Origin of the sequence: Hymenobacter nitidus (assembly GCF_020447315.1) — a bacterium.
Taxonomy (GTDB): domain Bacteria; phylum Bacteroidota; class Bacteroidia; order Cytophagales; family Hymenobacteraceae; genus Hymenobacter; species Hymenobacter nitidus.
This window is the reverse complement of the sequence record NZ_JAJADQ010000001.1, coordinates 638828-660774: the sequence shown is the minus strand read 5'-3', so window position 1 is coordinate 660774 and position 21947 is coordinate 638828. Positions and strand designations below refer to the sequence as shown.

Below are 21947 nucleotides of genomic sequence, written 5' to 3'. Positions count from 1 at the left end.
CCCCCGGCCGCGCTGCATTTCGTGGCGCGCGGCCGGGGGCATCGTCTTGCCATGGTGTTACGCCAAGAGTCCGACGTTCATCTCGTACAAATGACCCAATAATTCAGGCTTGATCTGCGCCTCCTGATCAAGCTTGATGAAGTTCTGGATAAGGCTGTTGTCCAGGCCGTCGGTAAAGGTCGAGCTGCCCTGCGCTTCCTGGCGGGCCCGGGTCAGATCAACATGGTTTTGATACGCCTTTAGCAACTGGCGCTTAAATTCGTCGGGAGCAACGCGCATGAAGTTGCTGCGCTGCGGGCGGCTTTCCTCTATCACCAGTAACAGCTGAAAGGCCTGAATCTGGCAGCTGATGGGAAAGGCCATGGGGGGCGTGCCGCCTTTACCCGTAGCCTGGGCCAGGGCTTGCAGCTGGCTGTGCTGCACGCGGGCTTTGCTATTGAAACGCTTGATCTGGCGGGGCGTCATGCCCAGGCGCTGCTGCATGTGTTGGTGGGCCTGCAGCGTTAGCAGGGCTTCCAGCACTCGGGATTTCACTATATCCGGCTGTGGCCACCGGCGGGACTGATACAGGGCGGCAAAGCCGGCCACCAGCGCCGCCGAAATAGCTGCCGCCAGCAGGGCCGGCCAACTCTGGCGGGCTGGGCCGCTGGTAGACGAGGGCGCCAGGCGAGTGAGGCGCGCCGCGGTGGCCACTGCTGGTCGGCCCGAAACGGTGGGCGGGGCCGCCGCAGGCACGGCTGTGGAAACGGGCACCGGCGTGGCCTGGCGTGCCGCTGGCCCGGCCGCGGCCGCCGGGGCAGTTTTTAGTGGTCGGATAGCATCTGTTTTCTCGTCCTGAGGGGCTGATTCCTTGGCTTTTGCCTTTTCCTGGGCCTCCAGGCTCTGCTGCACGCGGGGCTGCAACCCGGCGTAGACGACGAAGGCCAGCAGCACGCCCAGCACCAGGCCCGCGCCAAAGCCAAACCACTCTGCGGCCCCGCGGCCGACGGAACTCACGTGCGGCTGCAGCCAGCGCCAGAGCCGGTCGGGGCGCGTGTGGCCAACTGGCTGTTTGGGAATGTTAGCCATGATTTCAGACGCTGGCGGCTTGCGCGGCCGGCTTTAGTACGTAGAGTGAGCTAATGTCGCGGCCCTGCAGGCTGGGAATATTGACGGTCAAATCAACCAGCTTGGAGAGGTAGTTGGCGGCTAGCTGCTGGGCGGCCTCCGGCTTGAGGTGCTGCTGGGTGTCGAGCACGGGGCCCAGCACCCGCACTACTTCGGGCACATTCATGGCCAGCACAAAATAGAGCTTGGCTCCCAGGGCCCCGCCACCCCGCCGGTCCTGGGCACTGGTGACGATGAAGTTGAGCGTTTCGAGCAGCTCCAGTACCCGGGCTCCGGAAATCCGGTCGATGTCATCGACAAAGATGATCAGCGTTTCATTCTTGGCGTGGCGGATGATGTTGCTGAAATCGTCTTGGTAGCGTTGCCGGAAGCTGGCCTGCCCTTGGGCTACTTCGTACTGCTGCTGGTAGGGAATAAGCTGGACCAGGGGGCGTAGCAGCTCGGGCAGCTTATATAATGATGCCAGTACCGACCCGGCCAGCGTAACGATGGCCAGCAGACCGGGAGCTTTCACCTCCGTATCGGACAGGGCCTGGCGCAGATGCCGGATTACGTAGAAAGGGGCCTTGAACACCTTGGCCAGCCAAAGGCCCAGGTCGCTGGTGCGGAAGTCCTGCAGCACGCGGTGGCCCACGTCGGAATAGCTGTTTAGGATCTGATTGGCGCTGATATACTGGGCGGCATCGCGCAGCAGCACCCAGGCCAGCAGCAGCAGCGCGGGCAGCACCAGGGCCAGCATGGTGGCGCGGTAGAGCGTGCGGCCGAAGCCCAGATGGCTCAGGTTGTGGCGCACCTGCCGAAAGCGGAACCAGAACGTGTCGCACTTATTCAGGATGCGGCGCAGAAACTCGGTCAGCAGCTGGTCTTCCTGCTGAAAGTGCCACACATTGATATGCACGGACTTGAAGGAAACCCGCCGTTGGCGCAGCTGCTTCTCAATCTGCCGCATAACCGAGCTTTTGCCCGAGCCCCAGCCACCCGATAGCGCAATGGTATAGGGCTCGTTGGTGAGTGGGTGCGTGAGCAGGCCGACCAGCACGGGGGCCACACCCAGCTGAAGCTCATCGATGTCGGAGGGCTGATCGGGCTGGCCGGCCGCCGATTCGGTGGCCGTTTTGTTCGCCGCATTCCGGTGCTGCCGCTCACTGGCTCGCCGTAGCTGTCCTAGTTTGAATGACAGCCAGAGCACATAGATGGTCCACGCGAGTAGCGCCGCCGCCAAGTAATACAGCCAGGTGGGCAGCAAGGGCGGTTCGGCCTGATAGAGGGGAATGCTTTTCATGGCAGTTGTCGGTAGCTCTACTGGGGCCTGGGTTTGTCCTGGCCCGGCTTGGGGCTAGGCTCCTTGTTTGTTTGCTGCTGCTGCTGATAAACCGGGTAATCGGATTGCTTGGCCGGCACCGGCTGTTCCTGTTGCTTAGGAGCGGGTTCCTGCGGCTGGGTATAGATTACCTCCAATGGGGGGCGGGGTGTTTTTTTCGTGGCCGATGCTTTTTTGGTCGGGTTGCGAACGGGCGTAGTCGTCTTGGTCTGCTTAGCCGAGGCGCGGCTGGTAGCTTTCCTGGCTGCGGCGGTTGGCTTAGGTATTCTGGCTGGCTGCGGCGCGCCAATGGACACCCGCTGTTTTTTGCTCGTCGTAAAACCGACCACACGGTGTTGAAACAGCTCCTCAGAACCAACCCCCAGGAAGTTGCCGTTGCTATCAAGCGGCATCACCGACACCGTACGGCGGAAGAACTCTCCGGCGCCTTCATCCGTGCCGGCCGTGTCTATGCTGGCCCAGTTGCCGCGCCGGTCAATGGCGAGTAGATTGTTTTTAGCAGCAATTCCGCACCACGCCACTGTTGCTGGTAGCGCGGCTTTCCACTGCGTGAAAGATTCGCCCGGAGCGGAAATCCGTACTTCGGAGTCCAGATAACCTTGGTATAGATACAAAGTATAGTAGCCTTGAGCCGTAGCCAAATAAAAGCTCGGGAAGCGGCTATTGGGCTCCACTGACGACGTCCAGGACGTATTAATATAAGGCTGAAGTCCTGCGTACACCGCTGCTCTAACAGTATCGGTGTCCGATCGGGCGGAAGCACCCGGATAGTTCCATCGGTTCCAAAACCGGCCGCCGTCACCCGTTGCGTAGACCTCCCCATGCATACCCACAATAACAGCGCAGTTGCCGGTTGGGTCTGCTACTACTAACTGCGCGGGCAGCGGCCCTGGCTGCTTTGGAAGTTGAGGCATTTTAGGACGCATCTGTCGTGGCCAGGAAGTAAGCGTAGTGTCCAGTGCCGGAATGGGCTGCAACAGGGAGTCATATACCTGCACAGCGCCGTTGCTGCCCACTAGCAGGGCTTTGCCGCCCCAGTCCAGGGCCAGGTGCTGGGCCCCGGCGGCCGCCACGCCCAGCTCGCGCCGCTGCCACCCCTGACTGGTATCGGCGGGGTTGAACAGCAGTACAGCCTTGGCGTTTTGGTGAGCCAGAATCCACCGGGTCGAATCGGCCCGTACGCCCACTTGCCGAAATTGGTAGCCGGTGAGCAGGCTGCGGGTGGGCCGCGTAAGCCAGCCCCACAGCAACGGCAGCAGCAGCAAGGTGCCGAGCAGCAAGAGCAGAGGCACCCGCGCCCTTAGGTTGCGGTGTTCGTTGGCCAAATCATCCAAATTGGCGCCCCAATCTTCAGGCGGTGAGCTACTCATGCGGCATACCCGAAAAGGTGTTACCTAACAGACCATTCCGTGCGTCAGTACTCAGCCGGAAACTGCCGGCGCCTACTCCCGGGCCTGGGCGGCTCGGCTGGCGGCCCCACTGGTAAAAGGCTGACTATGAGCCGGGCCACTTCTCCTCAAGGTTTCGATTTACTGCGGGTAAACTATCCGTGCCAGCACTGAATCTACTGTCGGCGGCCTGCCTGCCGGGGCCCCGCTGCAAAGCCGGCCCAACCCTGCGCGGGTTGGGCCGTTTGCGTTCTGTTCTCTGCCCTTACTTACTCCCACACTATAGATGCGTCCTCAACCCTACACCCTGCAGTTTGCCCCCAAGCTCAGCCTTAATGCCGACGGCAAGCACGTGCGCGACGGCCTTTCCACGGTGCTGCGCACCGGCGACAACCTCTGGCTGAGCTGCGACGAGCGCACCAGCATCGAGCGGCTGCGGCTGACGGGCCCCCACGAGTTCGGCCAGCACGTATCCTACCAGCTGGCCGAACTGCTCGATTTGCCCGCCGACGACGGCAGTGAAATTGACATTGAAGGCCTGGCCGAAGCCGACCACTACCTCTGGGTGATTGGCTCGCACAGCCTCAAGCGCAAGAAGCCCAACCACGAGCACGAGGATGTAGCCAAGCAGATTGCCAAGCTGGCCAAGGTGGAAAGTGACCCTAACCGCTACCTGCTGGCCCGCATTCCGCTGGTGCTGAACGAGAAAACCGGTGACTATGAGCTGCACAAAACGGCCCCGCACCCCACCAAAGCCAACGAACTGCTGCAGGCCGCCCAGCTGCACGGCAGCACCGAAACCAACGAGCTGACCGACCTGCTGGCCGAAGATCCGCATCTGAAGCCTTTCATGAAGCTGCCCGGCAAAGACAACGGCTTCGATATTGAGGGCCTGGCTGCCACCACCGACGGCCGCCTGTTCGTGGGCCTGCGCGGCCCGGTGCTGCGGGGATGGGCCGTGGTGCTGGAGCTGCTGCCCGAGCTGGACAAGCACGGCCGCCTGCGCCTGAGCAAAATCGGGGGCGAGCAGAAGTACTACAAAAAGCACTTCCTGGACCTGGGCGGCATGGGCCTGCGCGAGTTGCGCCAGTCGGGCCACGACCTCTACCTGCTGGCCGGTCCCACCATGGACCTGGACGGCACCATTGCCGTGTACTGCTGGCCCGATGCTCTGAAGCAGGAAACCGACAGCCTGATTGGCCCCGACAAAATCCGCCGCCTCTTCGACGTGCCCCACGGCCACGGACCCACCGCCGGGAAAGACCGGGCCGAAGGCATGGGCATGGCCGACGACAACCACATTCTGATAGTATTCGACAGCCCCAGCGACGCCCGCAAGCCCGCTGCCCACCAGGTACGGGCCGATGCTTTCCGGCTGCCGGACTAGCCGGCCGCGCATCTGCGCCGTATCCGCTTACTTTGCCCCTCTGTTCTACCAATTGCCACCCCTATGGCCGCCAAGCCGCTGCAAACGCCCGAAACCACCTACCGCATTCATTTCCAGGACTGCGACATGCTGGGCCACCTCAACAACGCCCGCTACCTCGACTACTTCCTCAATGCCCGCGAAGACCACACCACCGAGCACTACGCCCTAAATCTGGGCCAGATGGCGCAGGAGCAGGGCGCGGGCTGGGTCATTACCAAGCACCATATTGCCTACCTGCGCCCCGCCAACCACGGCGAAACCGTGCGCATCCGCACCCAGCTCATTCATTTCGACAACTCCAACCTGGTGGTGGAAATGCAGATGCTCAGCGAGGACGGGCAAAGGCTGAAGTCGGTGCTGTGGTCGGAAATGGCTTTTGTGCGCGTGGCCAGCGCCACCCGCACCGACCACACCGACGCCCTGATGGATTTACTCGACCAGCTCGACGTGGAAGACGTGAGCTACGACCCCGACGGTTTCGACGACCGGGTGAAGCGCCTGCGCAAGCAGCTCAAGCGCGACCGGGCCGGGCAGGACGACGAGTAACTCGGCGCTGCTATATCCGTACTAGAAAAGCCGGTTCTGCCTAGCGCAGGCCGGCTTTTTCGTTCTCACTCTACTACCCAACCCTAACATCTATTCCCATGAGCATTTTTGGCAGTGATAAACTAAAAGGCAAGAAAATAGCCATTGTAGCCACCGACGGCTTCGAGCAGTCGGAGCTGGAAGAGCCTAAGAAGTACCTGGAAGGCGAAGGCGCCGAAACCCACGTTATTTCCCTGAAAAGCGGCTCTATCAAGGGCTGGGACGAGAAAGACTGGGGTAATAAAGTGTCGGTGGACAAAACCATCGATGAGGTGAGCGTGGCCGACTACGACGCGCTGGTGCTGCCCGGCGGCCAGATGAACCCCGACGTGCTGCGCACCGAGCCGAAAGTGGTGGCCTTTGCCGCCGAGTTTATGCGCTCGGGCAAAGTGGTGGCCGCCATCTGCCACGGCCCCTGGACGCTGATTGAAACCGGCCTGCTGCGCGGCCACAACGTAACGAGCTGGCCCAGCCTGAAAACCGACCTCACCAACGCCGGCGCCCAGTGGCAGGACAGTGAAGTGGTGGTCGATAAGGGCCTCATCACCAGCCGCAACCCCAGCGACCTACCCGCCTTCAACAAGAAAATTGTGGAGGAAATTCTGGAAGGCAAGCATGCCCCCCGCTCGTAGCCACTACGGGCAAACCCATTGAAAAAGGCCGCCGTCAGCCCTGACAGCGGCCTTTTTTGGTTGGTAGCATGGAGGGTTATAGCTCCACGGCCATCTTGATGTCGCCGCGCTTGTAGGCAACGGTGCCCAGCGGAATTTCCTGGAAGCCCAGCTTGCGGTAGACGTGCAGGGCCGGCAGCAGGGTGCGGTTCGACACCAGCTCGACGCGTTTGACGCCCAGGGCCCGGGCGCGGTCCAGAATGGCCTGACAGAGCTTGTAGCCAATGCCGCGGCCCTGCATCTGGGCCGTGACGGCCATTTTGGCCAGCTTCCAGCTGCCGTCGGCGGTTTGGAGCAAGGCCCCGGTGCCCACGATGGCGCCCTGGGAGCGGGCCAGCAGGATAAAGCCGCCGGGGTAGAGAATGTGGGTTTGCGGGTCGCCTAGCGTGGTGTGGTCGGCGGGCTCCAGCTCGAAGTAGCGCGTTATCCACTCGTGGTTGAGGCGGCGAAAGTCCTCCTGGTAGTGCGGCGCGTACTCAATGATTTCAAGGTCGGCGGCGGTGAAAGTATCCATGCCCAAAGATGAAAAATTATGGCTGCACCAAAGCCAGCAGCTGGGCGGCAAAGCGGTGATAAAGCAGGTAAAAAGCCCCGTCGAAAACCAGCAGAAACCCACCCTGCAGCCACAACGACCGGCCAAAGCCCAGCAGGCGCTCCGGCCGCTTTTCGGCCGTCAGGCCCCGGGTGCGCAGCCAGCTGCCGGTCACCAGGTAAGCCACGTCGAGACCCACGTTGAGCAGCAGAATCTTCTCGAAGTCGAACTGGGCCGTGAGGCTGGCCGCCAGCGTGAGGCCCGCCACCTGGTTGGGATGGGCCCGCAGAATGCCTACTACGGCCAGCACCGCATTCACGAAGTTCCAGCCCACGTTCATCTGGTGGAAGTAGTGGTTTTCGGTGCGTGCGTCGGTATTGGTTACCAAGTAGCCGCTTACCAGCAGATTCAGCAGCGCCCAGGTGCCGAGCACGGCCATGCCCTGTTCGGCCATCAGCTCCCGGCTGTGGTTTAGCACGGGCAGCGCATCAGCAAGCAACGCCAGAGGAAACAAGGTGGAAACGGGCATGAGTTGGCAGAATAGGGAGCCATAAAAAAAGGAAGTCCCGAAAGACTTCCTCGTTTTAAATGAGCACTCAAACGGAGCTTATTGGGTGAAGCCAATGCCCAGGTAGACCTGGAAAACACTGTTTCTGATGTCGCTCAGCGCCTTGTTGCCCGTAGCCGTCAGGTTCTGGTCCTTGATGACGTCGGCAAAGCCGGCCGTGTAGCGGGCACCCACGCGGGCGGGGCCTACGCGGGCTTCAGCCCCGGCTGATACGCCGTAGTCGAAGCTGCTGTAGCTGTAGCCGTGCGCGTTGTTTTCGTCGGCAATCTTACGCTCCTTGCCGTCTTCCATTACTTTGGTCAGCAGCGAAACCTGGGGGCCGGCATGGATGCTCACGTTGTCCAGAATGTTGAACACGAGCAGCACCGGAACCTGCAGGTAATCCAGGCGACGCTCACTCACGGTTACCTGGGTGGAGCTAGTACCGGTAGTGGTGGTTTTGGTGGAGTTCCCCTCGAAGCCCTGGCGGCTGTAGAGTATCTCGGGCTGGATGGAAAGCCGGTTGTTGAAGCCGTATTGGCCATAAACACCGGCGTGGAACGACTTGTAGTTGCCGCCGTTGCCAAAGTTCTTTTTGTCGTCGCCATACACGTCGGCCAGGTTAAAGCCGCCCTTGATGCCGAAGCCCGTGTTGCGCGAGTCGGAAGTGCCGGTGCCATAGTCGGTGGAGGAACGCAGGCCGGTAGGGCCGTTAGTGTCATTGTTCTGAGCGAAAGCAGACAGGCTGCCAAGCGAAAGCGCGAGGAGTACGGTGAGTTTTTTCATGGAGAGATGGAGGTCTGGGGTGGAAACGGCCGCCAGCCTTGGTAAAGTACAGGCGGGCATTTGTATGCGACTATACTTGCCCGTGGGCAGAAGGTTACGCCCGAGTGCTTTTCCGACGAAAAAATTCTGGGCACCGCAGTAGGATGAACCGCGGAAGCCCGTATCTTTGGCGCTTTCCGGCCGCCGCCAGAGTGTTTGATGGGATATTAGCTCAGTTGGTTCAGAGCACTACCTCGACAAGGTAGGGGTCACTGGTTCGAGCCCAGTATGTCCCACATTTCACGCAATAATGTCAGAATAACTGCCCGCAAGGCAGTTATTTCTGTTTTCGGCCCTTGCCTTTTGCTATGTTCTCCATTGCCTGGGCTCCGCTGTATGCCCACCCGCTGCCCGATAGCCACCGGTTTCCCATGCTCAAGTATGAGTTGCTGCCCGAACAGCTGCTGCGCGAGGGCATCATCACGGAAGCCAGCCTGTTTGTGCCCGAGCCGTTGGCCGAAACCGAGATTCTGCGCACCCACCAGCCCGAGTATTACCGGCGCCTGGTGGCCGGAGAACTCACCCGGCAGGAGGAGCGCGCCACCGGCTTTCCGTGGTCCGAGCAGCTGATCCGGCGCGAAGTCACTATTCTGCACGGCACCGTTGAATGTGCCCGTCGGGCCTTGCAGCACGGCATTGCCCTCAATATTGCCGGCGGTACCCACCATGCCTTTGCCGACCGGGGCGAAGGGTTTTGCCTGCTCAACGACCAGGCCGTGGCGGCCAATTACCTGCTGGCTCACGAGCCAGGAATCCGCAAGATCCTGATTGTGGACCTCGATGTGCACCAAGGCAATGGCACGGCCGCGCTTTTCCGGCACGAGCCGCGGGTTTTTACCTTCAGCATGCACGGGGCCCGCAACTACCCCCACCGCAAAGAGCAGTCGGACCTGGATGTGCCCCTGGCCGATGGCACCGACGATGCGGCCTACCTGCAGCTGCTGGGCGAAACCCTGCCGCGCCTGCTCGACGAGGTGCAGCCCGATTTCGTGTTTTACCTGGCTGGCGTGGATGTGCTGGCTACCGATAAGCTGGGCCATCTGAGCCTAACCCGGGAAGGCTGCCGCCGCCGCGACGAGCTGGTGCTGCGCCTGTGCCACCGGCATGCCATGCCGGTGGTCGTGTGCATGGGCGGGGGCTACTCGCCGCGCATCGCCGACATCGTGGAGGCCCACGTCAATACTTTCCGGCTAGCGGCCGAGCTGTACGGCTAGCAGTTCAGCCTAGAAAATAACCTGCCAGCGGAAGGCCCAGCACCAGCGCAAGGTATACTGCTCGATGCCAGCCGCGGCCAGAATCTGCTGCCACTCGCGCCGGGTGAAGGCGCGGGCCACCGACAGCGGCGCGTCGTTCTGCACCAGGTAAGAACCCCGAAACAGGCGCGTAAGCCACTTGATGCTGTAGTAGGCCAGCGGCTGCCGGTGCAGGTCGTTGATAATAACCCCTATCTGGGCCTGCGCCTTCAGCTGCCGCAGCAACAGGGCCAGGGCTTCGCTGGAAAAGTGGTGGCAAAACAGACTGCAGGTGATAATATCGAAGTGCTGCCGCCGGAATTCCGCCGAAAAGATATCCTGCTGAGCGAAGCTGATTTCCGGAAAGCTGGCAGCTTTTTCAGCGGCGTAGGCAATCATAAAGGCGTTGGCGTCGATACCAACCAGCTCCACCGGTACGCTTTTGCGGCGGGCCCAGGCCGCAATGTGGCGCAGCGTGTCGCCGCCGCCGCTGCCCAGGTCGGCCAGGCGCAGGGCCCGGCCCGCGGGGAAACGGGAGCGGAGCCGGCTGAGCCCATCGAGCACCACGCGGTAGCCACCCAGCCAGGTATTGATAGTTTCCAGCTCGTCCAGGTTTTGCCGCAGCGCGTCGGAGGCCAACGATAGGTCGTCCATCAGCTCCTCTTCCGTGGCGCGGGTGCTCAGATCGGGCATGGCAGGCTAGGCAAAGTGAACCTGCAGCAGCATGGCTTCCAGCGTCAGGCCCGGCCCGAAGGCGAAGCTCAGCACTGGCGCTTCGCTCTCAGCCGGCGTGAGGGAGGCGAGCAGGTCGCGCAGCACAAACAGCACCGTGGCCGACGACATGTTGCCGTAGTCGCGCAGTACGTTGTAGGCAAAGCGGTTGTCGTGGGTGGTCAGGCCCAGCTCCTTCTCAATAGTTTCCAGGATCTTGCGCCCACCGGGGTGAATGGCAAAGGCGTGAATATCCTTGAGCTTGACCGGTAGCTTATGCAGCAGGCTTTCGGTAAGCTGCCGGATACCCTTTTGGATCATTTTTGGAACGTAGGACGACAGCGTCATTTCAAACCCGAAGTCGTTGATGTGCCAGGCCATATCGGCGCGGCCATCGGGTTCCAGCTCGCAGTGAAATGCCTCCAGGCTGAGGCTGTAGCCGCTTTTGGCCGGCTGGGCCTGCACCAGCGCCGCCGCCGAGCCGTCGCCAAACAGGGCATTGGACACCAGATGGTCTTCTTCCTTATTCTTCTGGAAGTGAATGGTACACAGCTCGGTGCACACCAGCAGAACCTTGGCCGTAGGGTCGGCCAGGCAAAAGGCCTGAGCTACCTTCAGGGCATTGAAGGCCGCGTAGCAGCCCATAAAGTTGACGCAGGTGCGGCGCACGTTCGAGCGCAGCCCTAGCTGTTCGACCAGCTCAATATCGAGGCCTGGGGCGTACATACCCGTGCAGCTCACCGTTATCAGGTGAGTGATATCGGCCACCGTTACCTCCGGCACCTGCTGCAGGCAGTTCTGCACCGCCTCCACCGACAGCGGCAGCGCGTATTGCCGGTAGGCCGTCATACGCTGGCCCACCGTCGGAAACGGCTCCAGGTCGGGGGTGTTGGGAAAGAAGTCGAATGAGCCGTTGGTGCGTCCGTAGTCGGCCAGCACCGAGTGCCGCTGCGCGATGCCCGTAACCCGGTACAACGCCCGCAGCTTGCGCGTGTCAGCCGCGTCGAGCTGGAGGCCCTCGGCCATGAAGGTGGCAATTTGCGGCTGCGGAATACGGTGGGGCGGGGTAGCGGTGCCAATGGCACAGAGGTAGCTCGTCATTGCTGGCAGTATACGGAATTGCCGGTGGTTCGGCTTAGGAGGCCAACAAACTAATCGGCGGCCTGTTCAGCCCCAAACGGCAGGCCGTGGGTGCGCCGCATCAGGGCCTGCACGCCGGCGGGCCAGTGGCGCATGCCACCCACCACTACTTCGCTCAGCAAAGGCCGGCCAAACAGGCGCTGCACGGCCCGCCCCGCCCACAGGCGCGGCCCGAAATGCTGCTGCCAGTCTTGGGCGTAGGCGGCCTCCAGGACCGGGCGCGAATAGTGGCCGCGCAAAAACCGGTCGATGTGAGCGGCAGCCCGCTCGGCCCCGTGCATAGCCATGGCCATGCCGTTGCCGCAGAGCGGAGTTATCAGCCCGGCCGCGTCGCCACACATCAGCACGTGGCTTTCCACGGGCTTTTTTGGGGCAAAGGATATTTCATTGATGACCTCGGGCTGGTCGTAGAGAAACTCCGCGTCGCGAAACACGGCCCGCAGGTGCGGATTGCGGGCCAGTACCTGCTGCTCCATATTGGGAATGGTGCCGTGGGCCTTCAGGTTCTGGCGCGTGGTCAGGTAGCAGAAGCAGTATTTATCGTCCTCAATGGCCGAGAGGCCCGCGTAGCCATCCGCGAAGTTGTGCAGGGCAATGGTGTCGCGCGGGAAGTCGAGGCGCAGGTGGTACTTCACGCCGATATACGGGGAGCGTTGCTGAAAAAAGGCCCGCTGCAGCTGCCGGTCCAGGTTGGCGCGTTTGCCGTAGGCGCCCAGAACCACGCGCGCCGGCAGCTGCTGCCCGTCGGCCAGCTGCACCATGTGCCGCTGGGTCGTTTCGTCGAAGCTCACCCCGCTTACCGTGGAAGATTGATAAAACATCACCCCGCGCGCCTCGGCTGCCCGGAACAGGAAATAATCCAGCGCGTAGCGGCTCACCCCGAAGCCACCCAGGTCGAGCGGGCAGGAGAGGGTGCGGCCGGCCGGGGAGCTGAGCAGAAACCGGGAAATAGCGGCCGGCTGCAAAGGCGCCGGGTCTACGCCCAGCCGGGCCAGATAAGGCCGCACTTCGTTGGATACGTACTCGCCGCACACCTTATGAAACGGGTACTGCTTGCGTTCCACCACGGCCACCGCGTAGCCCCGCTGCCGCAAATCCAGGGCGGCCGTGAGCCCGCCCAAGCCGCCACCAATAATGAGAACGTCCAACTTAATTCGGGTAGTAAAGGGGTGGAAAACAGGGCTAACACAAATCTTTTATCAGTGCGTAGTTATATTTCGTAACTCTAATGCATATTCCGTATTATCTTTGCAAACCTAATTGAGAGCCGGCCGTTAATCTACTTAACTATCTGGCAGGCTTTCGTCCCACCCTACAGTACGCTATGATGCAACGCTTACGCTTTTTCTGTTTACTACTGGTGCTCGGCTTCGGTTTCGTCCGCAGCACTCTGCCCACGGCGGCAGCTCAGGCCACCGTGCGTCCTACCGGGCCTTCGCGCGTTTCCGATGAAAAGTCGTTTCTGGTATATCCCAACCCCAGCAGCGGTATCGTCCATATTGCCATCAATGGCTTTGAGGGCCGCCGCCTGGAGCTGCGCATTCTCAACGTCATCGGCACCGTTATCTACCGCGAGGCTATCACCGAATTAAACGGTCCCAAGACCTTGGACTTAAGCAAGTTTGCCAGCGGCCTCTACTACGTGAAGCTGGAAGGTGAAAACGCCAGCGAAATGCGCAAGCTCGTTATCCGCTAGCACCTAGGTTTTGTACACTATGCCACAAAAAAAGCAGCCCCGCTGGGGGCTGCTTTTTTTGTGTAATGCCAGGGCGACATTACCCAACGCTTATTCGCGGTTGCGCGAGCGGACCCGAACCGGGATGGGCTGGAGCCGCTCCTGCTTGTTGGTGAAAACATTCAAAGAGATGAGTGCAGTGGCCAGGGCCAGTCCGCTGAAAATGAGCAAAGACATAAGAGCAGTATTAGGAACAATACAAATTCAACCTGCGGAAACGAGCAACGACTATTGTTGTTCACCTGCGATTGGTTACTGCTAAGCTAACCCTAAAAACTGGCATTGGGTTTCTATATAATTATGTCTTTTTCAATAAAGCCTCTACTACGTAGCGGGCATCGGGTCCTACGCCTCCCATCAGGGCCGAAGCGCGGGTATTCAGCCAGGGCAACCCCAGAAAAGCCAGGCCCGGTGCGCTGGTAAGGCCCCGGTGGTGCAGGGGCGCACCGGCCGCATCAAACACCGGCACCTGAATCCAGTTGAAGTCCGGCCCGTAGCCCGTAGCCCACACCACGGCCTCCAGGGCGGGCGTAGTAACCTGCTGCCCACGCAGGCTGTTGCCAGCCTCTGTGCCCAGGGCTTTGCCGATAAACTGCACGTTGGCAAACGTGCGCAGCCGGGCCAAGTCGGCGCTGACGACCGGTTCGGGGCGCCCCAGCAGGCGCCGGCCCAGCGCGGTGTGCCGCGACACGCGCAGCATGCCCGTGGCTTTGAGAAAAACCCACATGGCTGTGTTGTTGGGCAGGGCCGGCGTCTGCTCGTTATAGGCCGCGTATACCGGCCGACCCGTGGTAGCTAGGTCGGCGGCAATCTGCAGGGCCGAGTTGCCGCTGCCCACCACCGCTACCGGCCCCGAGCCGGGCAGCTGCCCAGGGCGGCGGTAGGCACTGCTGTGCAGCTGCACCACGCCGGCACTCAGCTCGGGGCTGAACAGGGGCAGGCGCGGCGCATTGAAAGCGCCCGTGCACACCAGAACCAGGCGCGCTTCGAAGTGCTGCCCCGCCGCGGTACGCACGCTGTAGCCGGGCTGGTTTTCGGCCAGCGGCGCCACCTGCACCACGCGCTGGCCCAACTGCAAGGGAAAATTGAAGTGAGCCGCGTAGCGTTGCAGGTAGTCGGCAGCTTCTGCTTTGGTAGGGTAGCGCAGCGGCTTACCCGGCCAGGGAAAGCCCGGCAGGCCGCTGGCCCAGGCCGGCGAAAACAAGCGCAGGCTGTCGTAGCGCGTGGCCCAGACGTCGCCCACGGCGGGCCGCTCGTCCAGCACCACGAAGCGCAGGCCGTGCTGCTGCAGGTAGTAGGCCGCCGCCAGCCCAGCCTGGCCGGCCCCGATAACAACAGCATCAATGGAAACGGCAGGGGAAGGAGGCATGGCAAAAGCAGAGGTGGCGGCGGGCAAAGGTACTTAGCCGACCGTGGGAAATTCCTGCTGCAGCTGCACAATTACCGCCGTCGTCAGGGTACGGACCTGGGTTACCAGCTCCTGAATTTCGGGCAGGGCCGGGCCCGGGTCGTGGGCTACGGCTTCGAGGCGGCGCACGGCGTCGCTCAGGGGCTGGATCTGCAGGCCGGTGTAAGAGCTTTTCAAATGATGCGCCGTGGCACTTAGCCGGGCCCAGTTCTGCTGCTGCAAGGCCTGCTCCAGCTCCGTGATAATCGGGGGCGTAGTTTGGATAAATACCTGCACTAAGCGTTTTACAAACGTTTCGTTGCCGTGCGCGATGCGCCGAATGCCGCTCAGGTTGTAGGCCACACCGGGCTCGGCCAGGGTGGGTGGCGGCGCCCCGGCAGCAGGGTGAGGGCGGGCCAGTACCTGAGTCAGCGTCCGGAACAGTTCCTCTTCCCGAAATGGCTTGGACAAATATCCGTCGAAGCCCGCGGCCCGGTAACGCTCGGCCTCGCCCTGCATGGCGTGGGCCGTGAGGGCAATGATGGGGGTAGCGGCCCGCTGCGCGTCGGGATGCTCGCGCAGCAGGCGGGTGGTAGCCACCCCGTCGAGGCCCGGCATCTGAATGTCCATCAGCACGGCGTCGTAGGGCCGCTGCTGAAACAGCAGCCACGCCTCCCGGCCGGTGGCGGCAATGTCGACCTGGCAGCCCCAGCCGCGCAGCTGCGCTTCCACCAGCAGCTGATTTACGGCGTTGTCTTCGGCCAGCAGAATGCGCCGCGGGCCCAGACTAGGAAAAGCCGGCACCGGGCTGGGGGGCTGCACTGCCACGGGCGCCAACGAATCGGTGCGGGTGAAGGGCAGCGTGACGCGGAAAGTGCTGCCCACCTGCACGTGGCTTTCCACCTGAATATTGCCCCCCAGCAGCTCCGCCAGGCCCCGGGAAATGCTCAAACCCAGACCCGAGCCGCCGTATTCGCGCGCCGTGCTGGCTGTGGCCTGGGTGAAGGCCTCAAATACCTGCTCCAGCTGGTGGGGCGGAATGCCAATGCCCGTATCACTGACGGCAAACTCGAAGGTCGGGGGCTCGGCAGGGGTGCTGAGGCGGCGGCAGCTAAGGCGCACCTGGCCCCGGTCGGTAAACTTTACCGCGTTGCTGAGCAGGTTTAGCAGAATCTGCCGCAGCCGGTATGGGTCGCCGATAACCAGGGTGGGCTCCTCGGCCGGGGGCAGCTCCAGCTCCAGCGCTATGCCTTTTTCGGTGGCTTTGGGCAGCAGCAGCTGGCAGCTGGCCGTCAGCACTTCCCGCAGGTCGAAGGCCCTGTTTTCCAGCCTGATTTTGCCCGCGCCCAGCTCGGCTATGGCCAGAATATCGTTTATCACGACTAACAGCTGCTCCGAGGCGTGCCGGATGTGGCTCAGGTACTGGCTTTGGCGCTCGTTGAGCGGAGTTTTGTGCAGCAGCTCGGCCAGGCCCAGAATCCCGTTCATGGGCGTACGAATCTCGTGGCTCATGTTGGCCAGAAAGTCCTGCTTGACCTGGGCATTCTCCTCGGCCGTTTCCTTAGCCAGCCGCAGGGCGTGCTGGGTTTTCTTCAGGTCCGTAATGTTGCTGTCGACGCCCAGCACCCGGACGGTGCCATCGGCCAGCCGGAAAGGCCGCTTGATGCTATGAAACCACAGCACTTCGCCCGTGGGGCGGGTAAAGGTTTCCTCCGTAACCACCTCCTGCTGGGTGTTTATCACGCGACGGTCGGCGCGCAGGTAGCGGGCCGCGTCGGTAGCGGCAATGGGCAGGCGCGTGGTGGTGGTGTGCGTCACGTCTTCCACGCTCAGGCCGTAGAGGTCGGCGGTGGCCTGGTTGGCCAGCAGGTAGTTGCCGTCGCCGTCTTTAAGGTACACCAGGTGGGGCGTGGTGTCAATCACCTGGCGAAACAGGTGGTTTTGCTCGGCCAGCCGCCGGTTGGTGGCCAGGCGCTGCTCCTCGGCGGCCTTCCAGTGCGAAATATCCTCGGCCGCGCCCAGCACCAGCTTCACTTCTCCTGATGCATTGCGCTCAAACGGGGTGCTGTTGAGCCGCAGCCAGCGTAGGCTGCCGTCGCGGTGGCAGAGGTACAGCTCCAGGGAGCGGGTTTCGCCGTCGGCACACTGCGCTATCTGGGCAAAATGGTCGAGCAGCAGCAGCAGTTGGTCGGGCGGGGCAAACTGGGCTAGCAGGCTGGAGCCCATCGACTGCAAATCGGCCTCGGAATAGCCCAGCACCTGCTCCACGAACTGGTTGCAGTACACGTTATGGCCCTCCTCAATGTCGAAAATATATATCAGGTTGGGCACCGTGCTGGCAATGCGCTCCACAAATAGCTGGCTCTGGCGCAGGCGGGCTTCGATGCAGCGCCGAGTAGTGACGTCTTCGGCGCTGGCCACCATCTGGCGCACCCGGCCGTCGGGGTGGCGCCGGAAGGGCGTGCTCTTGAATTTCATCCAGCGCCAGCTCCCGTCGCGGTGCCGCACCCGGTACTCCGACTCCAGGGTCTGGCCGTCGGCAGTGCACTGCAGCTCCGGCACCCGTTGCAGGATGGCGCGCAGGTCGTCGGGCTGCAAAAAAGTGGGCAGTACCCGGGTGCCCAAGGCCACCATTTCCACCTCGGAGTAGCCCAGCAGACCCTGGCTCTGCGAATTGCAGTACAGCAGCCGGCTTTCCTCCAGGTCCAGCAGCAGCACCAGGTTGGGAATGGTGTCGTTGATGCGCTGGGCAAACAGGCGGCTGTGTTCCAGGGCGCGCTCGGCCTGGTAGCGGGCCGTAATATCGGTGAGGTACACGTTGACGCCTTCCTGGTGCGGCAGGGGGGCAATGGTCCAGAGGTAGCGCGCCGGGCCGAGGCTGTATTCGTACACGTGGGGCTGCCGCTCGGCCAGCGCCGCCCTGATTTCGTCGCACAACACCTGGCGGCAGGCGGCTTCGGCCGGGCTTTCCAGGATCTGCAGCACCGTCTGGGCGGCGGAGTTGGCGTAGCGGGCCTGCCCGCTGTGGGTGAAGCAGATAATGGGGTGGGGGCACTGCTCGGCTAGGCGCGAGAGTTCCTGAACGTGCTGCTGGGTCTGTTGCTGCCGGGTCACGTCCTCGTAGCTCCACAGGTGCAGTATGGTTTCCCCGTTTTGCACCACGGGCAGATAATCCACCTGCAGCACGGTGCCGTTGGTGAGTTCCTGCAGCAGGCCTTTCACCTGCGCCTGGCCCGCTACGGCGGCCTGCATCTGGGCCTGAGCGGTAGCGGCGTTGGCAAAAGGCGCTTGGGTCAGCACGTCCCGGCTAGGCTGGCCCACGTAGGTCATGCCCGGGGCCGGCAGCTTCAGCAACTGGCTCAGCCGCTCATTGAGCGTAACAATGCCCTGCTGATTTTCAATGAGCAGCCCGGTACTGACTGTCTGGAGCAGGGCCGCCGCCTGCTTGCTGGCGGCGGTGTGGTGCTGCTCCGTCTGGGCACGTAGGGTCTGAAGCTCAAGCTGCGCGGCCATTTGCTGCCGCTGGGCATGTTGCAAACGACGGCGCAGGTGCCGGTAAGCCAGTGAAGTCATATACCTTACGCTTGGTTGCAGGTCAGGGAAGCTGAACCTCCTTTTTCTGAACCATACGATAAATGGTAGACTTCCCGATTTGCAGGCGAGCGGCTACTTCCATAATATTTCCCTGGTAGTGCTGCAGGTAGCGCTGCACAATAGCGGCCGTCTGGCTGCGCAACGATTCGTCGGGGCCCGGCTCGGGCAGCTCCAGCAGGGCGCTGCCCGGCTGCTCGCCCCGCAGCGAGAGGTCCTGGGGCTGAATCACCTCACCTTCGGCCAGCACGGCGGCCAGCTCCACCACGGCTTTCAGTTCGCGCACGTTGCCGGGAAAGTGGTACTGTAGCAGCCGGTTCTGGGCCGCCGCCGACAGCGTGCAGATCGTCATGCCGTTCTGCCGACAGAAGTTCTGCAGAAAAGAGTCGGCCAGCAGCAGAATGTCGTGGCCCCGCTCACGCAGGGGCGGCAGCACAATGGGCAGGCCCAGGAGCCGGTAATATAAATCTTCGCGGAAGCGGCCTTCCTTCACTTCCTGGTTCAGGTCGCGGTGGGTAGCTACCATCAGGCGGGCATCGAAGGGAATGCGGGTGTTGCCGCCCACGCGCACCACTTCGCGCTCCTGCAGCACCCGCAGCAGCTTGGCCTGCAGGCTCAGGTCAAGCTCCGAGATTTCGTCGAGGAAAAGCGTGCCTTTATGGGCTTCCTCAAACCGGCCGATGCGCCGGTTGATGGCCCCGGTAAAAGCGCCTTTTTCGTGCCCGAACAGCTCACTCTCCAGCAGCTCGCCCGGAATGGCGGCCACGTTGACGGCCACAAATGGAGCATCGCGCCGCTCCGAGCGCGAGTGAATGGCTTTGGCCACCAGCTCCTTGCCGGTACCGGTTTCGCCGCTTATCGATACCGAAATGTTGGCCCGGCCGGCTTTGTCGATCAGGGCAAAAAGCTGCTGGATCTGCGGGCTTTCGCCCAGAATGGCGCGCTGCTGGTCGTGCTTGTTGTTGATCTGCTTGCGTAGCTGCTCGTTTTCGCGCCGGAGCAGCAGCTGCTTACGCCAGTTGCCCACCGAGTTCCAGAGCCGGTCCAGGGTTTCCTCGTCCTTCACCAGGTAGTCGTAGGCGCCCTGGTGCAGCAGCCCAATGGCCGTGCGCACGTCTTCCTGGCCCGAAATAACGATAACGGCCACTTCCGGCAGCCGCTCCTTAATCAGCCGTAGCACCTCGTCGCCCGAGCCGTCGGGCAGGGAGTAGTCGAGTGTAATCAGGTCGGGCTTATCTGCCAGACTATCCAGGCAAGCCTGGGCAGTGGTAAAGCGGCGGATATGGTGGTCGGGGTTTTGGGCCAGCCGGTACTCCAGCAGCTCGCCGTACCAGGCATTGTCCTCAACAATAAAAATAGTAATAATGGTAGAAGTCGGCATAGGCATGACTAGAACGGTGGGGACTACTTCCTACGGAAAGAAAGCTGGTCTGTTGTATCAAAGTGAGAAATGAGCGGAAAATAAAAAATGTACAATTAATTCAGGGTAATCATGTAGTAGTAGATTAAATTTTATCCATTGAATGGGCGAATTTAGGCTTAAAAACGGGTTTAGCCAAAAATTCCAAAAATGGGAAGTGCAATCTATGATTGGGAAAGTATTGTAAAAATATTATATTAATAATTGTCTGATTTATAGATAGTTGCACGTTTGGCTGTCGATTGGCAAACCTCTTGCCAACAATCGGTCAGCTGCCAGTCGGTTGAGCAGTTCCACGATTCCACTTTCTATGCAACACTCTCTACGCTTCCCTATTCGTGCTCTTGGTGCCTGCCTGCCGGCGCTGTTAGCTGGTTTCACTGGTTTAGCCCAAAGTGGATCGGCCTATTATTCCACTTTCAACGTGCCCGTATATAACTCAACGCACGCCGTAAATTCAAACCGGCTGCTGAGTTCTACGGATGATGCGGGCCAATGCCTGGGCTGCTTTGTAGCCTACCCGGAGCGGGCCGCCGATACTAACCTGAACAACTATGCCATTGTCCAGAACTCGCTGGGTTTGGTCGGTGGCGACGTTTCGCTGACGCTGCGCCTGGCCGGCGGAGCCGGCATGCCCGGCTACCGGGCCGGTATGGTAATCAGCACCGGCAGCCTGCTGAATGTAAGCACCCTGGCTACCCTCACTCTGCGCACCTCCCTGAACGGCATTCCCCAGCAGGAAGTGAAGGGCAGCGATGCGCTGGTAAGCACCACGCTGCTGTCCGACAGCCGCTACGGCATTGAGTTCTTGTCGAGCAAGGCGTTCGATAAAATTGAGCTGTCGGTTGGCGGCCTGGTTAATGGCATCAATACGGTACGTGTGCTGTATGCCTACGCCGTACCGGGCGCTACCCAGCTCAACCGGGCCGTGGGCTACCTGTCGCGTAGCGCTACCCCCGCCGCCGGCGACTTTGTGGTGCGCTCGGGTGGTGGCAGCCCGGTCGCGGTGTGCGTCGGTACTGGCGTGGCCAATCCCGAAAACACCGTTGACACTGACCTGAACAACTTCGCCACGCTCACGACGGTAGCCGGCGTAAATGCCTGCACTACGGCCCTGAAGGTGAAGCTCGAAGGTAAAGCCCCCATCGGCTACCAGGCTGGCTTCGTGGTTGGCAACAGCAGCGTGGTCGACCTGAACGTGCTGGACGGCCTGCAGCTGCGCACTTACCTGAACGGTGAGCTGCAGGAAACCCGCCAGGGTGCCGACCTGCTCAGCCTCACGCTGCTGCCCGACGACCGCTACCAGGTGAGCTTCCAGTCGAAGACGGCCTTCGACCAGGTGGAAATCACGCAGGGTGCTCTGGTGAGCGTCCTCAACAACCTGAACGTCTACTACGGCTTCGGCATCGAGCCCCGCGCCTTCCGCGACGTGACGCCGGTGCTGTCGAACTTCACAGCGCCCCAACGTGGCACCGAGTACCAGGAAGCGGCCAACGGCCTGCTCTGCGTTGGCTGCAACTCCTACAATACCGCCAAGGCCGCCGACAACGTGTTTACGCCCGGCGACTATGCCGGCGTGCAGTTCCCCATCCTGGCCCTGGGTACTTATAAGCTGAAGCTGCGCCTGAATGGCGAAGGCAAAGCCGGCAACCGGGCGGGCATCGTGCTGCGCACCAACAAAGGCTTGCTCAACACCACGCTGCTGCAGAACATCCGCATCAACACCTACTCGGGCACTACCGGCACGCAGCTGGAAGAGTCGGCTTCGGGCACCAGCCTGCTCGACCTGAGCCTGATCAACGACAACCGCAGCGTAGTTTCTTTCCTGACCAAGCAGGATTTCGACTGGGTTGAGCTGGAGCTGAGTGGCGGAGTAGGCCTGTTCTCAGACGCCCGCATCTACTACGCCTTCGCGGAAGATCCTAGCCCCGCTTTCCCAGCGGTAGTAGGTCCTCCCGTCGTGACGCCTCCCGGTGGCGGCGGTGGCGGCGGCGAAACCGAGGCCCGCGGCTTCAGCGCCGGCACCCGCGGTCTGGAGCTGTTCCCGAACCCGGCCAACGGCACCCGCACCGTAGAAGTAGCCTTGGCTACGGCTCCGGCTGCCGGCTCTAAAGTGCAGGTCTACACCATGCTGGGCCAGCTTGTTCGTACCGTGGCTGCTACGGAGCGTACCGTGCAGCTGTCTACCGCTACGCTGAATGCCGGGCTTTACCACGTGGTTCTGCTCGATGGCAATGGTCAGCGGGTAGCCAGCCAGAAGCTGGTAGTTGCCGGGCGCTAGATCGGCCCGTGAACTGAGCTGCCGGAGCCATTGACCTCCTCGTTA

The 21947-nt window shown here is 61.7% G+C and carries 19 protein-coding genes and 1 tRNA gene; 7 read left to right on the top strand and 13 right to left on the bottom strand.

The window, feature by feature from the left end; genetic code table 11:
• Window positions 1–57: 57 nt before the first annotated feature.
• Genes LGH70_RS02835 through LGH70_RS02825 form a run of 3 tightly spaced genes read right to left on the bottom strand, consistent with a single transcriptional unit; the run spans window position 58 to window position 3753 of the window.
• A complete protein-coding gene (locus LGH70_RS02835; protein WP_226182481.1) occupies window positions 58–1068 on the bottom strand; it encodes a hypothetical protein in 1011 nt (336 codons plus the stop codon).
• Between the two features lie 4 nt (window positions 1069–1072).
• Window positions 1073–2389 carry a P-loop NTPase fold protein gene (locus tag LGH70_RS02830; RefSeq protein WP_226182479.1) on the bottom strand — a complete coding sequence of 439 codons (1317 nt, stop codon included), beginning with the start codon at window positions 2387–2389 and terminating at the stop codon, window positions 1073–1075.
• 17 nt (window positions 2390–2406) lie between these two features.
• On the bottom strand, window positions 2407–3753 hold the full coding sequence (locus tag LGH70_RS02825; protein ID WP_226182477.1) for a hypothetical protein: 1347 nt from the start codon (window positions 3751–3753) through the stop codon (window positions 2407–2409).
• 349 nt (window positions 3754–4102) lie between these two features.
• Between LGH70_RS02825 and LGH70_RS02820 the strand changes: the two genes are divergently transcribed.
• From LGH70_RS02820 to LGH70_RS02810, 3 genes are all read left to right on the top strand, one after another.
• Window positions 4103–5203 (top strand): DUF3616 domain-containing protein, encoded by a 1101-nt coding sequence (locus LGH70_RS02820; protein ID WP_226182475.1) that lies wholly within the window; start codon window positions 4103–4105, stop codon window positions 5201–5203.
• Window positions 5204–5266: 63 nt separating this feature from the next.
• Window positions 5267–5791, top strand: a complete 525-nt coding sequence (locus LGH70_RS02815; protein ID WP_226182473.1) for an acyl-CoA thioesterase — start codon at window positions 5267–5269, stop codon at window positions 5789–5791.
• Between the two features lie 98 nt (window positions 5792–5889).
• The gene (locus LGH70_RS02810) at window positions 5890–6462 is read left to right on the top strand and encodes a type 1 glutamine amidotransferase domain-containing protein (protein ID WP_226182471.1); all 573 of its coding nucleotides are present in this window, start codon (window positions 5890–5892) and stop codon (window positions 6460–6462) included.
• 76 nt (window positions 6463–6538) lie between these two features.
• Here the strand turns inward: LGH70_RS02810 and LGH70_RS02805 are convergent, their stop codons facing one another.
• The 3 genes from LGH70_RS02805 to LGH70_RS02795 form a co-directional block, all read right to left on the bottom strand.
• Window positions 6539–7015, bottom strand: a complete 477-nt coding sequence (locus tag LGH70_RS02805) for a GNAT family N-acetyltransferase (protein ID WP_226182469.1) — start codon at window positions 7013–7015, stop codon at window positions 6539–6541.
• A 16-nt stretch (window positions 7016–7031) separates the two neighbouring features.
• The gene (locus LGH70_RS02800) at window positions 7032–7562 is read right to left on the bottom strand and encodes a DUF6992 family protein (RefSeq protein WP_226182467.1); all 531 of its coding nucleotides are present in this window, start codon (window positions 7560–7562) and stop codon (window positions 7032–7034) included.
• 78 nt (window positions 7563–7640) lie between these two features.
• The gene (locus tag LGH70_RS02795; protein ID WP_226182465.1) at window positions 7641–8366 is read right to left on the bottom strand and encodes a porin family protein; all 726 of its coding nucleotides are present in this window, start codon (window positions 8364–8366) and stop codon (window positions 7641–7643) included.
• 200 nt (window positions 8367–8566) lie between these two features.
• Here LGH70_RS02795 and LGH70_RS02790 point away from each other — a divergent pair.
• Both LGH70_RS02790 and LGH70_RS02785 read left to right on the top strand, forming a co-directional pair.
• Window positions 8567–8641: transfer RNA gene (locus tag LGH70_RS02790), tRNA-Val, on the top strand.
• 72 nt (window positions 8642–8713) lie between these two features.
• The gene (locus LGH70_RS02785) at window positions 8714–9619 is read left to right on the top strand and encodes a histone deacetylase family protein (RefSeq protein WP_226182463.1); all 906 of its coding nucleotides are present in this window, start codon (window positions 8714–8716) and stop codon (window positions 9617–9619) included.
• A 9-nt stretch (window positions 9620–9628) separates the two neighbouring features.
• On the opposite strand, the gene LGH70_RS02780 is transcribed toward LGH70_RS02785, so the two are convergent.
• From LGH70_RS02780 to LGH70_RS02770, 3 genes are read right to left on the bottom strand one after another with little or no spacing between them, the layout of a single operon-like run.
• Entirely contained in the window at window positions 9629–10330 is a 702-nt protein-coding gene (locus LGH70_RS02780; protein WP_226182461.1) for a methyltransferase domain-containing protein, read from the bottom strand.
• 6 nt (window positions 10331–10336) lie between these two features.
• Window positions 10337–11449, bottom strand: coding sequence for a type III polyketide synthase (locus LGH70_RS02775; RefSeq protein ID WP_226182459.1), 1113 nt, complete (start codon window positions 11447–11449; stop codon window positions 10337–10339).
• A gap of 50 nt (window positions 11450–11499) precedes the next feature.
• Window positions 11500–12636 carry an NAD(P)/FAD-dependent oxidoreductase gene (locus tag LGH70_RS02770; protein ID WP_226182457.1) on the bottom strand — a complete coding sequence of 379 codons (1137 nt, stop codon included), beginning with the start codon at window positions 12634–12636 and terminating at the stop codon, window positions 11500–11502.
• A 176-nt stretch (window positions 12637–12812) separates the two neighbouring features.
• On the opposite strand from LGH70_RS02770, the gene LGH70_RS02765 reads away from it, so the two are divergent.
• The gene (locus LGH70_RS02765) at window positions 12813–13184 is read left to right on the top strand and encodes a T9SS type A sorting domain-containing protein (protein WP_226182455.1); all 372 of its coding nucleotides are present in this window, start codon (window positions 12813–12815) and stop codon (window positions 13182–13184) included.
• Window positions 13185–13274: 90 nt separating this feature from the next.
• Here LGH70_RS02765 and LGH70_RS23505 read toward each other — a convergent pair whose 3' ends face one another.
• The 4 genes from LGH70_RS23505 to LGH70_RS02750 all read right to left on the bottom strand — a co-directional run bounded on the left by LGH70_RS23505 (window position 13275) and on the right by LGH70_RS02750 (window position 19582).
• A complete protein-coding gene (locus tag LGH70_RS23505) occupies window positions 13275–13400 on the bottom strand; it encodes a hypothetical protein (RefSeq protein WP_262905201.1) in 126 nt (41 codons plus the stop codon).
• 121 nt (window positions 13401–13521) lie between these two features.
• Window positions 13522–14592: a flavin-containing monooxygenase gene (locus LGH70_RS02760; protein WP_226182454.1), complete on the bottom strand. Its 1071-nt coding sequence runs from the start codon at window positions 14590–14592 to the stop codon at window positions 13522–13524.
• Window positions 14593–14625: 33 nt separating this feature from the next.
• Window positions 14626–18183, bottom strand: coding sequence for a PAS domain-containing hybrid sensor histidine kinase/response regulator (locus LGH70_RS02755; protein WP_226182452.1), 3558 nt, complete (start codon window positions 18181–18183; stop codon window positions 14626–14628).
• Between the two features lie 22 nt (window positions 18184–18205).
• The gene (locus LGH70_RS02750; protein ID WP_226182450.1) at window positions 18206–19582 is read right to left on the bottom strand and encodes a sigma-54-dependent transcriptional regulator; all 1377 of its coding nucleotides are present in this window, start codon (window positions 19580–19582) and stop codon (window positions 18206–18208) included.
• 463 nt (window positions 19583–20045) lie between these two features.
• Between LGH70_RS02750 and LGH70_RS02745 the strand changes: the two genes are divergently transcribed.
• Window positions 20046–21902 (top strand): T9SS type A sorting domain-containing protein, encoded by a 1857-nt coding sequence (locus tag LGH70_RS02745; protein ID WP_226182448.1) that lies wholly within the window; start codon window positions 20046–20048, stop codon window positions 21900–21902.
• Window positions 21903–21947: the final 45 nt, after the last annotated feature.